13 protein-coding genes and 1 pseudogene are annotated in these 13,703 nt (G+C 56.4%); 11 read left to right on the top strand and 3 right to left on the bottom strand.

Annotated elements, in window-relative coordinates:
* The first annotated feature begins 90 nt into the window (after nucleotides 1–90).
* Together BLU05_RS07490 and BLU05_RS07485 are read left to right on the top strand one after the other, a co-directional pair.
* A complete protein-coding gene (locus tag BLU05_RS07490) occupies nucleotides 91–723 on the top strand; it encodes a dihydrofolate reductase family protein (protein ID WP_091878968.1) in 633 nt (210 codons plus the stop codon).
* 133 nt (nucleotides 724–856) lie between these two features.
* Entirely contained in the window at nucleotides 857–2,848 is a 1,992-nt protein-coding gene (locus BLU05_RS07485) for a PhoX family protein (protein ID WP_091878966.1), read from the top strand.
* Between the two features lie 34 nt (nucleotides 2,849–2,882).
* Here BLU05_RS07485 and BLU05_RS07480 read toward each other — a convergent pair whose 3' ends face one another.
* The gene (locus BLU05_RS07480) at nucleotides 2,883–3,656 is read right to left on the bottom strand and encodes a helix-turn-helix domain-containing protein (RefSeq protein WP_091878965.1); all 774 of its coding nucleotides are present in this window, start codon (nucleotides 3,654–3,656) and stop codon (nucleotides 2,883–2,885) included.
* Nucleotides 3,657–3,772: 116 nt separating this feature from the next.
* Between BLU05_RS07480 and BLU05_RS07475 the strand changes: the two genes are divergently transcribed.
* The 4 genes and pseudogenes from BLU05_RS07475 (at nucleotide 3,773) to BLU05_RS07460 (ending at nucleotide 7,792) form a co-directional block, all read left to right on the top strand.
* Nucleotides 3,773–4,651: an NHL repeat-containing protein gene (locus BLU05_RS07475; protein WP_091878963.1), complete on the top strand. Its 879-nt coding sequence runs from the start codon at nucleotides 3,773–3,775 to the stop codon at nucleotides 4,649–4,651.
* Between the two features lie 141 nt (nucleotides 4,652–4,792).
* Nucleotides 4,793–6,154: a cytochrome ubiquinol oxidase subunit I gene (locus tag BLU05_RS07470; RefSeq protein ID WP_091878962.1), complete on the top strand. Its 1,362-nt coding sequence runs from the start codon at nucleotides 4,793–4,795 to the stop codon at nucleotides 6,152–6,154.
* A 478-nt stretch (nucleotides 6,155–6,632) separates the two neighbouring features.
* A pseudogene (locus tag BLU05_RS25905) lies at nucleotides 6,633–6,773 on the top strand (cytochrome BD ubiquinol oxidase subunit II); the annotation flags it as partial.
* Between the two features lie 14 nt (nucleotides 6,774–6,787).
* Nucleotides 6,788–7,792: a cytochrome d ubiquinol oxidase subunit II gene (locus BLU05_RS07460; RefSeq protein ID WP_091878959.1), complete on the top strand. Its 1,005-nt coding sequence runs from the start codon at nucleotides 6,788–6,790 to the stop codon at nucleotides 7,790–7,792.
* Here BLU05_RS07460 and BLU05_RS07455 read toward each other — a convergent pair.
* Entirely contained in the window at nucleotides 7,783–9,600 is a 1,818-nt protein-coding gene (locus tag BLU05_RS07455; protein ID WP_210184599.1) for a phospholipase D-like domain-containing protein, read from the bottom strand. The two genes, BLU05_RS07460 and BLU05_RS07455, sit on opposite strands and share 10 nt — an antisense overlap.
* A gap of 60 nt (nucleotides 9,601–9,660) precedes the next feature.
* Between BLU05_RS07455 and lepA the strand changes: the two genes are divergently transcribed.
* The 3 genes from lepA (at nucleotide 9,661) to BLU05_RS26145 (ending at nucleotide 11,968) form a co-directional block, all read left to right on the top strand.
* A complete protein-coding gene (lepA, locus tag BLU05_RS07450) occupies nucleotides 9,661–11,469 on the top strand; it encodes a translation elongation factor 4 (protein ID WP_091878958.1) in 1,809 nt (602 codons plus the stop codon).
* 35 nt (nucleotides 11,470–11,504) lie between these two features.
* Entirely contained in the window at nucleotides 11,505–11,702 is a 198-nt protein-coding gene (locus BLU05_RS07445; protein WP_091878956.1) for a hypothetical protein, read from the top strand.
* Nucleotides 11,703–11,803: 101 nt separating this feature from the next.
* On the top strand, nucleotides 11,804–11,968 hold the full coding sequence (locus tag BLU05_RS26145; protein ID WP_091878955.1) for a hypothetical protein: 165 nt from the start codon (nucleotides 11,804–11,806) through the stop codon (nucleotides 11,966–11,968).
* A 391-nt stretch (nucleotides 11,969–12,359) separates the two neighbouring features.
* Here the strand turns inward: BLU05_RS26145 and BLU05_RS07435 are convergent, their stop codons facing one another.
* On the bottom strand, nucleotides 12,360–12,695 hold the full coding sequence (locus BLU05_RS07435) for a helix-turn-helix domain-containing protein (protein WP_091878953.1): 336 nt from the start codon (nucleotides 12,693–12,695) through the stop codon (nucleotides 12,360–12,362).
* 201 nt (nucleotides 12,696–12,896) lie between these two features.
* Here BLU05_RS07435 and BLU05_RS26140 point away from each other — a divergent pair, with 201 nt between their 5' ends.
* Together BLU05_RS26140 and BLU05_RS07430 are read left to right on the top strand one after the other, a co-directional pair.
* A complete protein-coding gene (locus BLU05_RS26140; RefSeq protein WP_175540544.1) occupies nucleotides 12,897–13,046 on the top strand; it encodes a hypothetical protein in 150 nt (49 codons plus the stop codon).
* A 331-nt stretch (nucleotides 13,047–13,377) separates the two neighbouring features.
* On the top strand, nucleotides 13,378–13,662 hold the full coding sequence (locus tag BLU05_RS07430; RefSeq protein WP_091878952.1) for a GIY-YIG nuclease family protein: 285 nt from the start codon (nucleotides 13,378–13,380) through the stop codon (nucleotides 13,660–13,662).
* Nucleotides 13,663–13,703: the final 41 nt, after the last annotated feature.

Raw genomic sequence — 13,703 nt, 5'->3', positions numbered from 1 at the left:
CCGGGTTATTTTCGGTTTTTCAAAATGCGTCTTGTCGGAATCGGTCGCTCTGGCGCGTCCTTGGGCAGAAGCGTCATGAGGAGGAAACCCGTGAGAGACCTGATCTTGAAGATGGCCATATCGATCGACGGCTTTGTGAGTGATCTTGATGGCCGAAACAGTTGGATGTTCGGCGCTGATCAGGAGGCGAAGGCTTGGGGCGTTGACTATATATGGAATGCCAGCCTGCATATTATGGGCAGCCGCAGCTTCCAGGCCATGGCCAATTACTGGCAGACCTCCACCGACCAGTTCGCGCCGCCGATGAACCAGATTCCCAAAGCCGTCTTCTCGCAGCAAGGGCAGGCGATCCTTGGGAATGTGAACACGGCGGCGGCAGTTGATGCCGTCAGCGCCAATGCGGCAACGGGACAGTCTGTCGAGCTGCAGCCCGGCGCTGCAAGTTGGGCCAAGGCCTATGTGGCGACCGGTGATCTGGCTGAGGAAATCGCCAAGTTGAAAGCCGGAGAAGGCAAGCCGATCATCGCGCATGGCGGGGTGAGTTTCGCCCGCAGTCTTGTCGCGCAAGGGCTGGTTGATCAGTTCGCACTCGTCGTGGCTCCTGTGGCATTGGGCAAAGGCCTACCACTCTTCTGCGAACTCGCCGCGCCAATGCGCCTCAAGCTGATCAGCTCAAGAGCATTCCCCGGCGGAGCGGTGGCGCAGATTTATCGACCCGCGTGACAACGCTTCTCATACCTTTGTCGGGTACTTGCGAATATTCATCGCTTTGTCATGAAGATGTTACGCTGACCTTCTAGCGGTCGGGGACGGTTCGAAGCCGCTCCCCCCAGCCAGATAGCCAGAGGTCAGCATCATGAACGAACTTCCCTCCCAGCAGCCATTCCGCACCAGCCAGCTTGAAGAGAATGACGGCCCCGGCCATAACCTCTCCGACAATGCCACCATGGGCGAGATCATTGCCGCGCGTTTTTCGCGCCGTGGTTTCCTGAAAGGTTCGCTTGCCGTTTCCGCCATTGCCGCAACCGTCAGCCCGATGGCGCTGATGCTGGCTGACGACGCCCGCGCTGCGGACGCCAAATCCGCTTTCTCCTTCGAGGAAGTCGAAGTCGGCATTGATGAAAAGCATCATGTCGCCGCTGGCTACGATGCTGATGTGCTGCTGCGCTGGGGTGATGCCCTGTTCCCGGACTCACCCGAATTCGATCCGAAGAACCAGACACCGGAATCGCAGGCAAAGCAGTTCGGCTACAACAATGATTATGTCGGCTTCATTCCGATCGATGGCTCGTCCGAACACGGAATTCTCGTGGTCAATCATGAATACACCAATGAACATCTGATGTTCCCCGGCATCGTCAAGGTCGTTGAGGGCAAGATCAGCGTCGCGCCCGCCGACAAGAAGCGTGTCGATATTGAAATGGCAGCCCATGGCGGCACCGTCGTCGAGATCAGGAAGGTCGATGGCAAGTGGCAGGTGGTGAAGGATGGCAAGCTCAATCGCCGCATCACCGCGAACACGCAAATGCAGCTGTCCGGCCCGGTTGCCGGTCATGAGCGCGTCAAGACCAATGCTGATTCCACCGGAACCAAGGTTTTCGGCACGATCAACAATTGCTCCGGCGGCGTGACCCCGTGGGGCACCTATGTGTCGGGTGAAGAGAACGTTCACGGCTATTTCCTCGGAAAACTGCCTGAGGACAGCAAGGAAGCCGCCAATTACAAGCGCATGGGTATCCCGGAAGGTGTTTACGACTGGGGCAAGTTCCATGACCGTTTCGATCTGTCCAAGGACCCGAACGAAGCCAATCGCTTTGGCTGGGTTGTTGAAATCGATGTGAATGATCCCAATTCCATTCCCAAGAAGCGCACAGCGATGGGCCGTTTCAAGCATGAGGGTGCTGATTCCATCGTCGCCAAGGATGGCCGCGTCGTGTTCTATCTCGGCGATGACGAGCGCTTCGACTATGTCTACAAGTTCGTGACAGCAGGAAAATTCAATCCTGATAATCGCGCTGCCAATCTCGACCTGCTTGATGACGGCACACTTTACGTCGCCAAGTTCGACGTTGATGGCTCGCTCAACTGGCTGCCTGTTGTCTTTGGTCAAGGCCCGCTCACCGAAGCCAATGGCTTCCATTCGCAGGCTGATGTTCTCATCGAAACCCGCCGCGCCGGTGACTTGCTCGGCGCGACCAAGATGGACCGTCCCGAAGACATCGGTCCGAATGGCGTCAATGGCAAAGTCTATGTCATGCTGACCAACAATACCAAGCGCAAGGATGATCAGGTTGACGCGGTCAATCCACGTGCCAAGAACGCCTTCGGCCATATCGTCGAAATCGCCGAGGAAGACGGCAACTTTGCCGCGACCAAGGGCAAGTGGGAAATCCTGCTGAAGTGCGGCGATCCGGCTGTGGCCGATGTCGGCGCGTCGTTCTCCACCGAGACGACCAAGAACGGCTGGTTCGGCATGCCTGACAATTGCGCGGTTGATGCCGCCGGTCGTCTTTGGGTCGCCACCGATGGCAACTCGCCGAAGGACACTGGCCGCACCGATGGTATCTGGGCTATCGATACGGAAGGCGGCGCCCGCGCCACGTCAAAACTGTTCTTCCGCGTGCCGGTTGGTGCGGAAATGTGCGGTCCGCTGATGCTGCCTGATATGAAGACCATGATGGTTGCCGTCCAGCATCCGGGTGATGGTGGCGAGGACTGGAAAGGCTTTGGCCGTCCATCCTATTACGAGGACCTGTCCACCCGCTGGCCTGACTTCAAGGACGATATGCCGGTGCGCCCCGCCGTTGTTGCCATCACCAAAAAGGGTGGCGGCAAGATCGCCGTATAATATGAACAGGCAGGCGGCGGATCGAACGTTTGGTTCAGTCCGCCGTTGCCAGTTTTGATGCCATCCGTTCCCGTGGATGCGGGTCCACATGCATCATCTCGCCAAAGGGCGAGCCGCCGAAACCCCAGGCCCACTTATAGCCGACGAGATCCGCTTCCGCCGTGGTCTGCTGGTCGTAATGGGAAAGCAGCTTGGCGCGTTCGGCCAGTTCCTCCGCTTCCTGCCGCAGCAAATCCGCCGTCTGGCGGCGCATGGGGCGGGAAAAGCTGAGGAAGTGGCCATCATTGCCGCGATGGGCAATGCACCAGCTGATGAAATTGCGGTTCATCATGATGAATGTCTGATGCAGCGGTCCATCAAAATCCCATTGCACCGGCTGCTCCACCAGCAGGCGAAAGTTCAGGCCGCGCCCGATCTGTAGAAGGCCAAGCTTTTCCAGATCGCGCAGATAGAGAAACATGCTGGCTTCGCTCAGGCCATGAATGCGCATGATACTTTCAGGCGTGAACTTTTCCAGAATGAGGATGAATACGAAAAACAGCGACTGGTTTTGCGCCAGCCGCCGCTGCACATCCAGCGTCACCTTGGTGCCTTGATCCGGCGCGCGGTTCATCGAACCGATCAGATGTTCGATCTCGATCCCCGCCGCCTCGCAAATCTCAATAAGACGACCAAACTTGCAATCCTTCTCCTGAAAGATGCGTTTGATGGTCGGTTCCGACAGTTTCATCCGCCGGGCCAGATCGCCATAGGTGATGTTCTTGGCTTTCAGGCCGCGCTTCAAGGCTTCAAACAGCATCTTGTTCATCAGAATTTATCCCGGATCGACCATAAAAGTATCGGTTTATGATACTTGAATGAAGGTATCTTTCGCATGAAGACCAATAATCTAATGCTTCTCCTGATCATGCAAGGAGAAACATCATGCACGCAGGTTTCAGGATTTTATCGGTCGTCGCGGTTGCCGCGAGTGTTTTTATTGGTCAGGCCTATGCTGGTCCTGCCAAGGAAGTCTGGAAAGTATCCGGCTTCAAAACGCCGGAATCCGCACTCTATGACAAGGCGCACCAGCGTCTGATTGTGAGCAACATCAATGGCGCACCGGATGCCGTGGATGGCAATGGCTATCTGTCACTCATCTCGCTGGATGGCCAGATTATCCAGATGGATTGGGCCAGCGGCTTTGACGGGCCAAAGGGTATGGCAATCGTTGGCAACAAACTTTTTGTCTCGGATATCACCAAACTGCGCATTGTCGACCTTGATACGGGCAAAATCGTTGAAAGCCTAGCCGCTGACAAGGCGGTATTCCTCAATGACGTGGCGGCTTCCGGGAATGGCGATGTCTTTGTCACGGATATGCTGGCCAACCGCATCTATCGCTATTCCGGCGGCAAGATTGAACTGTGGCTGGAAAGCGCTGATCTGAAGTCACCCAATGGGATTATCGTTGATGGCAACCGACTGGTCGTCGGCTCATGGGGCGCGGGGATACATGCGGATTTCAGCACGGATGAGCAGGGCGGGCTCGTTTCTGTTGATCTGGCAAGCAAGGCCGTCACGCCTTTCCCGAAGGCCACTCGCTTTGCCAATGTCGACGGGATCGTCAACTTCCCCGGACGCATCTATTTAAGCGATCCTGCAAAGGGCGCGCTTTATGAAATTGTTGAAGGACAGTCACCCCGGCTGGCCGCCCAGTTCAAACCCGGTGATGTCGATATCGGATCAAATGACGATACGATTTTCGTCCCGATGATGTATGAGGGCGAATTGCTGGCGGTGAAGGTCAGCTCGCTCAACTAGTCCTCACCCGATCCCGTTTCTACCCAATGGCCGCGAAATTTCCGCGGCCATTATTATCGAGAGGTGATGCCGCGCGACAGCATGTCTACTTCTCATTGAACGCATTCCGGTGACATATGTCCGCAGCGAAAGGACGCCGTCATGGATCCGTTCATTCTGTCGAGAATACAATTCGCTGCGAATATCTCGTTCCACATCCTGTTCCCGACGATCACCATCGCGCTCGGCTGGGTACTTTTGTATTTCAAGCTCCGCTATATCCGCTCCAGCGACGATGCCTGGATGAAAGCTTACCATTTCTGGGTCAAGGTATTCGCCCTGTCCTTCGCTTTCGGTGTCGTCTCGGGTGTCACCATGAGCTTTCAGTTCGGCACCAACTGGCCGGGCTATATGGAGACTGTCGGCAATATCGCCGGTCCACTGTTGGCCTATGAAATCCTTACAGCCTTTTTTCTGGAAGCTGCTTTTCTCGGCATCATGCTTTTCGGCTTTCGCCGCGTGTCCAATCGTGTTCATACGCTGGCAACTTTCCTTGTGGCCTTCGGCACCACCGTATCGGCATTCTGGATCATCGCGCTGAATTCGTGGATGCAGACACCAGCCGGTTTCGAAATGCGCGGCGGCAAAGCATATGCCACTGACTGGGTCGCCATCATCTTCAACCCGTCCATGCCCTACCGCCTCGTGCATATGCTGCTGGCATCGGCGCTGACCGCATCGTTTCTGATTGCGGGTGTTTCCGCCCTCCGCTGGCTTTTGGGTGATCGCACGGATGCCATGTGGAAGACCCTGCGCACCGGGGTCTATCTTGCAGCCATACTTATCCCGATCCAGATTTTCGCCGGGGATCAGCATGGGCTCAACACGCTGGAACATCAGCCGCAAAAAATTGCGGCCATGGAAGCCAATTGGGAAACCGGCTCCAATGTGCCACTCGTACTCTTCGCCTTGCCTGATGAAGCAACGAGGGAAAACCGTTTTGAGATTGCGGTGCCCGATGGCGCCAGCCTGATCCTACGGCACAGTGCCCAAGGCGTGGTGCCCGGTCTCAACCAGTTCGAAGGCAACCATCCGCCTGTCTTACCGTTGTTCTTCGCTTTCCGGGTCATGGTTGGAACGGGTGTGCTGATGCTGCTCGTGTCATGGATGGCCGCATGGATGCTGTGGCGGCGCGGAACCATCGCACGACCACTCGCCATGCTGATGGTGCCGATGGCGCTTTCCGGATGGGTGGCCACACTTGCCGGCTGGTACACCACCGAGATTGGCCGCCAGCCTTGGCTGGTTAGCGGCGTGCTCAGAACCGTTGATGCGCTTGGGCCAGTGTCAGCGGGGGTGATTGCCTCTTCGCTCGTGGCTTACCTCGTTGTCTATGCTGTGCTTTTGCTTGCTTATATCGGGGTGATCATCCGCCTCGCGGTCAAGGCTGCCAAAGAGGGTGACAAACAGCCGGAACCAGGCGTTGAGGACCAACCATTGGGTCAACCTGTGAGGGGAGCGTAAGAAATGGTGTTGAACCTCCTGTTTCACCCCCCTCTGCCCTGTCGGGCATCTCCCCCACAAGGGGGGAGATCAGCCTTCAATACCGTCTTTGCGAAATTTGAAAGGTTTCCGGTTGTGCAAAGGCCCTTATGCCAATGTGATCTCCCCCCTTGTGGGGGAGATGCCCGACAGGGCAGAGGGGGGTGCTTTGAACATCAAGCACGATGCCCGGCATGACCTACAACACAGCCACCATTCTTCCCCACATTTTTGCCGGACTGATGGGCTTCTCGATCCTTATCTATGTGATCCTTCGATCAGCCCATTTGCATGAAGATTGTGCGTGGTTCGACAAGCTCACCATGAGGGAGATGGGTGGGGTGCAAAGCCAATCAGAAACTTTGCAGAATAGAGTTCCCTGCAATCCACCACTCTCCCTCATGGTGAGCTTGTCGAACCACGCACAATCGACCTGCAATCCCAGCGAAAGTGCACGGGCATGACCTACAACGCAGCCACCATTCTCCCCCTCATTTTTGCCGGGCTGATGGGTTTCTCGATCCTTGTTTATGTAATCCTCGATGGCTTTGACCTCGGTGTCGGCATTCTCTTTGCCGGGACTGATGATGCCGAGCGGGACATTAGTGCACGGGCATGACCTACAACGCAGCCACCATTCTCCCCCTCATTTTTGCCGGGCTGATGGGTTTCTCGATCCTTGTTTATGTAATCCTCGATGGCTTTGACCTCGGTGTCGGCATTCTCTTTGCCGGGACTGATGATGCCGAGCGGGATACCATGGTTGCCGCTATCGGCCCGTTCTGGGATGCCAATGAGACATGGTTGGTGCTTGCCATTGGCCTGCTGCTGGTGGCTTTTCCCGCTGCGCACGGCGTTGTCCTATCGACCCTTTATATCCCCGTTGTCATCATGCTGATCAGCCTGATCCTGCGTGGTGTCGCCTTTGATTTTCGCGCCAAGGTCGACCTGCATGTGAAACCGCGCTGGAATTTCGCCTTTTATGCCGGTTCGATCACCGCTTCCATGGCGCAGGGCTATATGCTCGGCGTTTATATTCTCGGGCTTGATCAATCCTGGACCGGCGTTCTCTTTGGTCTGCTTGTCGGGCTCTGCCTTACCGCCTCCTATGCGGCGATTGGCGCTGCGTGGATCATCCATAAAACCGAAGGCGCGCTCCAACACAAGGCCGTGCTGCTCATGCGTCGCTCGCTGGTCTTCGTCGCGCTTGGCATGATCGCGATCTCGCTGGTAACGCCCCTTGCCAGCCCGCGCATTTTCGCCAAATGGTTTTCATTGCCGGAGATCATCCTGCTTGCACCACTGCCGCTGGTTACAGCATCGCTATTCGCCGCGCTCTGGTATGTGCTCGACCATCTGCCCGCCGCCAATGACCGGCATTCCGCCCTGCCATTCGTGATGATGGCGGGCATTTTTGCCCTCGGCTTTGCCGGGCTTGCCTATTCCTTTTACCCCTATGTGGTGCCTGACAGGCTGACGATTTTTGAAGCCGCCAGCGCCCCGGAGAGCCTTGGCATTATTCTTGTCGGCGTCATCGTGGTGCTGCCTGTCATTATCGGCTATTCGATCTTTGCCTACCGGGTGTTTGGCGGCAAGGCGAGCGAACTGCGTTACGACTGACGCGAAAAGGTGAGCCGGTCCCGCTCACGCTGGCTGCCCGCCACATAGAATTTGTCAAACCATGCATTGGCCTCGCCCGATATCGCCTTGGGCTTTTTCAGCGTGATCTTCTTGGGCTGTGTTGCAATTTCCACCTGCATACGGTTGCGAAAGTTCAGATGGTCGAACATGCGCAGCGCCTCGATGGCAAAGGCGGTCGCCACGCGCTGATCCTCGATGATAACGAGATGATCGCCATTGCCCATCTCGCCCGAGGGTGAAAAATTGCTCGACCCGGTAAAGACTTTTGCCGTTGGTTTGTCGAAATCCACCACCGCGAATTTGTGGTGAATATTGATGCCGCTCCCCCCGGACCATTCGCTCTTGAACGGCTCCGGTGCATTCTTGGCGAGATAGGCAAAATCAACGAGCCCGTTCTCGCCGCTCGGCTTCTGGATTTCCATGCCGCTTTTCTTGTCGACCACGCCATAGCTGAACAGCGGCTTCTTGATCAGCCGGTCCAGTGCCTCGCGCACCGGTCCGGATTTCGTCTGGTTCATGAAGGCGAAGGAATAGAACACCGAGGATGTGGCCTGATCGATGGCTCCGCCCACCGGCTGCAGCGACAGGTCAGACGATTTGTGCGGCGAGAAACAGATATGCACCGCCGGGCGTCCCTCGCGTTTCACCGAATGCCAGACCTTGGAGAACGGATCTTTCTGGAAGTTCTCCATGTCGGTGAAAGCCAGCGTGAACATCTGCTCGAACAGCCCGGCGACCGTCTCGTCATCAAAAATGAACAGATTGTTGGCCTGAATGTAAAACCCGCGAAACGAGAAATTCATCGATCCGCCCAGCACCCGCACCGGCACGCCATTGCGCTTGGCGATCAGCACCTTGTTGTGTTGCAGCCCGCGAAAATGCCCGCGCTTTACATGGTCAGCCCCGGCGCTGGTGACAAGCCGCGCTGCCGCCTGTGTTTCCGCACTATCAGGCGCACCATGCCCGCTTTTCTCGCCGGTCTTCTTGTCGACAGCGCCTGAGTCATCGACGATAACACGCAAACGGCTGCCGAGCTTTTCCAGCTGCGCCAGAAAATCCGGCTCATTCAGATCATAGGCCAGCGCATCCACCTCGATGGTCGGGTCCTTCACCGCCCAGTCGAGAAAGCCGAACAGCAGCCGGTGCGCCTCAAAACCCAGCCAGTCATAAATGCCTGTCTTGGCGATCTCGGCTTTCTTGGCCGCAAAGGCAAGACCATCATCCGCATTGCTGGGGATGATGTCATTGGTCAGATGCAACTGCTTTTTCTTGTCCTCGAACGCCTGCGAGGAGGCAAAGTTACGGGTAAAGCCGATATCGAGAAATCCGTCATAGGTGACGGCATCATAGCGGATCGGCAGCTCGATCATGGTGCCGCGTACCAGCCTGCCATCTTCAGGCATATGCATCTTTGTGATGCGATAGGTATAGATACCGTCCTGCGGCTCATAGGGAAAATGCACCCAGCGGAACATTTGTAGCGGCGCTTCGGTGGTGGGAAATTTGACCCCGCCCGTCACCGCCTTCTTGGCGGGTTCGCCATAATCAAAGGCAATGCGGTTGCGCAGATTGAGGAATTTTGTGCCCTTCGGCTCTTTATATTCCACCGCGAACCCGACAAAATCATCCTCCGGCGCATCCACGTCGAAGCCCAGCAGGCACATATATTCGCCGCGCCACAGCTTGACGCGGAACCCATCCGTCTCTTTGAAATTGAAGAATTCGTCCATCATCACATCCCCCGTGTGTGGCACAGGGGCAAAATATAGCACGTTCGATGCAGACATGTGACAGTGTCCCTGCATTTCCCGCTTTGCGTTTTGCCGGTTCACTGCTAAATCGCGCGCATGAGCACTCCACTTGACCACATTCGTAATTTTTCCATCGTCGCCCATATCGACCATGGCAAATCCACCCTTGCCGACCGCCTGATCCAGCAGACAGGCGGGCTAGAGCTGCGCGACATGAAGGAACAGGTGCTCGACTCGATGGATATCGAGCGCGAGCGCGGCATCACCATCAAGGCGCAGACTGTCCGGCTGAACTACAAGGCTAATAATGGCGAGGATTATATCCTCAACCTGATCGACACGCCCGGCCATGTCGACTTTGCCTATGAGGTGTCGCGGTCGCTGTCCGCCTGCGAAGGCTCGCTGCTTGTCGTTGACGCCTCGCAGGGCGTCGAGGCGCAGACCCTCGCCAATGTCTATCAGGCCATCGACAACAACCACGAGATTGTCGTGGTGCTGAACAAGGTCGATCTTCCCGCCGCCGAGCCGGAGCGTATCCGCGAGCAGGTCGAGGAAGTCATCGGCATTGATGCCAGCCAGGCCGTGCTGATTTCGGCCAAGACGGGCCTTGGCATTCCTGATGTGCTTGAGGCGATCGTCAACCAGCTGCCGCCGCCGCGCGAAGGCGACCGCACCAAGCCGCTGAAAGCCATGCTTGTCGATAGCTGGTACGATGCCTATCTCGGCGTTATCGTTCTCGTGCGCATCATTGATGGCGTTCTTAAAAAGGGCCAGACCATCCGCATGATGGGCACCGGCGCGAAATATCCGGTTGAACGCACCGGCGTGTTCACGCCAAAAATGCTGGCTGTGGACGAGCTTGGACCCGGCGAATTCGGCTTCATCACCGCCTCGATCAAGGAAGTGGCCGACACCCGCGTCGGCGATACCATCACCGAGGACAAGCGCCCGACCGATAGCATCCTGCCCGGTTTCAAGCCGGCACAACCCGTGGTGTTCTGCGGCCTCTTCCCGGTTGATGCGGCTGACTTTGAAGATTTGCGCGCCGCCATGGGCCGCCTGCGCCTCAACGATGCCTCGTTCTCCTTCGAAATGGAAAGCTCTGCGGCGCTCGGCTTCGGTTTCCGCTGCGGCTTCCTTGGGCTGCTGCATCTCGAAATCATTCAGGAGCGGCTGGAGCGCGAGTTCAACCTTGATCTTATCGCCACCGCCCCAAGCGTTGTCTACAAGCTCAACATGACCGATGGCACGCAGAAGGAGTTGCACAACCCCGCTGATATGCCGGAGGTGATGAAGATCGCCACCATCGAGGAGCCGTGGATTCGCGCGACGATCCTCACCCCCGATGATTATCTCGGTTCGATCCTGAAATTGTGTCAGGACCGCCGCGGCATTCAGGTCGATCTCAACTATGTCGGCAAGCGCGCCATGGTCACTTACGATCTGCCGCTCAACGAAGTGGTGTTCGATTTCTACGACCGGCTGAAATCCATCAGTCAGGGCTATGCCTCTTTCGACTATCACCTGTCCGATTACCGCGAGGGCAACCTCGTCAAAATGTCGGTGCTGGTGAATGGCGAGCCTGTCGATGCGCTGTCCATGATGGTGCACCGCGCCGCCGCCGAAAAGCGCGGGCGTGATCTGTGCGAAAAGCTGAAAGATCTCATCCCCAAGCACATGTTCAAGATCCCGATTCAGGCGGCCATTGGCGGCACGGTGATCGCGCGCGAAACCATCTCGGCCCTGCGCAAGGACGTGACGGCAAAGTGCTACGGCGGCGACGTCTCGCGCAAGCGCAAGCTTCTGGAAAAGCAGAAGGAAGGCAAAAAGCGCATGCGCCAGTTCGGCAAGGTCGAAATCCCGCAGGAAGCCTTTATTCAAGCCCTGAAAATGAGCGACAACTGAGCCGTTTCGAAAACGTGAAACCCGTTTTTTCAGACATGGCAGCTGCTTTCAGTCTCACCCGCGCTACGGCGCGGGTGTTTGCCTTCGGCACGCTTCTTATCTGCGTTGCTGCCTGCACCACCGTGCGGCAACCCACACCGGCATCCCCTGTCATGCAGGACGAAAAACCCGAGCCATTAACGCCGGGTATCAAACCGCTGACGGTCGACGAGGCCGAGCAGGTGGGTTGGTAAGGAATTGAGCTATTGCATGGGTCCCATGCAGATATTGCACTGCACAATCCGAGTGTGTGGAACTATCCTGTGTCCAGAAAACAGAGACACGGATACCACCAATGAGCTTCATTTTTGATTTCACCACGCGCGGGCGTCGCCGCAAGGATCAGGATTTCCGCAATGCCATGGCTTTGCTGAATGCCATGAGCCCGGCAGACCGCGCCGATATCGGCATCAAGCAGGCCGATTTTACCCGCATCGCCCGCGAGATGACCCGCAGCTGAATTTGGTTTGGTGGGGGCTTGTTGTGCGTGGTTCGACAAGCTCACCATGAGGGAGAGTGGTGCTGTAACGCTAATCACCAACCTTGCAGAACGTGGCTCCCTGTAATCCACCCCCCCTCCGTCATCCTCGGGCTCGACCCGAGGACCCACGGCAAAGAAGCACTTCATTTGCACCAAGTACTACGTATTCCAGAAAATTTCGGTCTTGATGATCTGCACTGTGTGGCGTGAACTGAATCGCATCCAGATTGTGGAAGCTGCACCGCGACTCAGTCGTGGGTCCTCGGGTCAAGCCCGAGGATGACGGCGAAGGAGGTGCCCGAGGATGACGGAGGTGGTGGAGAGGATGGCGGACAGAGGCGTTTGGGGTGGCATACGTTTCCCTCTTTGCCTATTCCACGCTCTTGTAGCGCTTGCTTGCCAGAGCCTCGACCATGATCGCTACGGTCTCAAGATCGTCGGGTAGCAGTACCCTGATGGCAGCCCGGATACGTTGCCGCTCAATTGGCTCGGGGTCATTCATATCCTCCCCAAATGACAACAGTTTGTTCGGTGTCGTTTCCAGGACTTTGGCAATGCGAACCACCGTTGCAAGATCGGGTTCGCGGCTATTAGCGATATAATTTCCGTATCTTCTTTCACTCAAACCCGCCCGGCGGCCAGCTTCCGAGTTGGAAATGCCGAGTTCGGCTGCGCGTTTTTTCAGGTTCGATGCAAACTGTTCCATCGGAACAAAATGTTCTGGCAAATGCCACGGGTCGATGTACAATACGAGCGATTATACTACCACATTTCGTTATAGGTTATAATTGTGTTTTGTTTTTTTAAGTGGTTCATTTTCACCTCTCCCATCTGGGGTACTTTTTTGTTCCATGAGTGGGAGTTTTCCATAAAGCCGCGGTTGATCCCGAAGGAGAAAATCGACGGGATGGTTGACCAGTTGATTGCGGAGCATGGACCGCGCGCCGCCTATCGCGCTTATATCGAGGAAGATCGTGCCTGGCGTCACTGTGACACGGTCCAGCAGGGCATCTGGCGGCGCGTGCGCCGCGAGTTGCAGCGCCGGGAAGCGGGGTGAGGTGGTGCGTTTCACTCTTCTCCCCCCACCGTCATCCTCGGGCTTGACCCGAGGACCACCTATAGAAACTTCTGGAATGCGAAGCATTTCGTGCAAATGAGGTGCTCCTCAGTCGTGGGTCCTCGGGTCAAGCCCGAGGATGACGGCGAAGGAGGTGCACTGCGGTTTCGCGGCGAAGGAGGTGTCCGAGGAAGACGGAGAGAGATGCACCACAATTTGCAGGGAGGAGTACACGGCGAGGACAAGCCGATAAAATATTCCCATCATCTCCACCTTTCGTCGAATTTACGAAACCATCAGCCACACCCAAAATCCGCCAAGGCGGTTTGGCGTGGCTGGTTATGTTTACATTTTGACAAATCATAAGCGGGGAACGCTTTATATCGGCGTGACGTCTGATCTTGAGGGGCGCATTTATCAGCACCGCGAGGGGCATACGCCCGGTTTTGCGTGGAAATATGGTTGCACACGGCTTGTCTGGTATGAGGAGCATATGCGGATTGGGGATGCGATTCAGCGGGAGAAATCTTTGAAGCGCTGGTATCGCCAATGGAAGATCGAGCTGATCGAAAGCATCAATCCCGATTGGGACGATCTGTATGTGACGCTTGGGTAAATTCCATCTCTGAGAAAGAACCACATACCTCCCCCTTGCCA

The organism is Phyllobacterium sp. OV277, from assembly GCF_900104355.1.
Lineage (GTDB): Bacteria > Pseudomonadota > Alphaproteobacteria > Rhizobiales > Rhizobiaceae > Phyllobacterium.
The sequence above is the reverse complement of the archived record's forward strand: the minus strand, read 5'-3'. Positions and strand labels throughout refer to the sequence as shown.

Bases quoted from the DNA above. Each gene is read 5' to 3' on its own strand.
- lepA (WP_091878958.1), top strand. From the start codon at position 9,661: ATGAGCACTCCACTTGACCACATTCGTAATTTTTCCATCGTCGCCCAT.
- BLU05_RS07455 (WP_210184599.1), bottom strand. From the start codon at position 9,600: ATGTCTGCATCGAACGTGCTATATTTTGCCCCTGTGCCACACACGGGG.
- BLU05_RS07485 (WP_091878966.1), top strand. From the start codon at position 857: ATGAACGAACTTCCCTCCCAGCAGCCATTCCGCACCAGCCAGCTTGAA.
- BLU05_RS07445 (WP_091878956.1), top strand. From the start codon at position 11,505: ATGGCAGCTGCTTTCAGTCTCACCCGCGCTACGGCGCGGGTGTTTGCC.
- BLU05_RS26145 (WP_091878955.1), top strand. From the start codon at position 11,804: ATGAGCTTCATTTTTGATTTCACCACGCGCGGGCGTCGCCGCAAGGAT.
- BLU05_RS07435 (WP_091878953.1), bottom strand. From the start codon at position 12,695: ATGGAACAGTTTGCATCGAACCTGAAAAAACGCGCAGCCGAACTCGGC.
- BLU05_RS07480 (WP_091878965.1), bottom strand. From the start codon at position 3,656: ATGAACAAGATGCTGTTTGAAGCCTTGAAGCGCGGCCTGAAAGCCAAG.
- BLU05_RS07475 (WP_091878963.1), top strand. From the start codon at position 3,773: ATGCACGCAGGTTTCAGGATTTTATCGGTCGTCGCGGTTGCCGCGAGT.
- BLU05_RS07470 (WP_091878962.1), top strand. From the start codon at position 4,793: ATGGATCCGTTCATTCTGTCGAGAATACAATTCGCTGCGAATATCTCG.
- BLU05_RS26140 (WP_175540544.1), top strand. From the start codon at position 12,897: ATGGTTGACCAGTTGATTGCGGAGCATGGACCGCGCGCCGCCTATCGC.
- BLU05_RS07460 (WP_091878959.1), top strand. From the start codon at position 6,788: ATGACCTACAACGCAGCCACCATTCTCCCCCTCATTTTTGCCGGGCTG.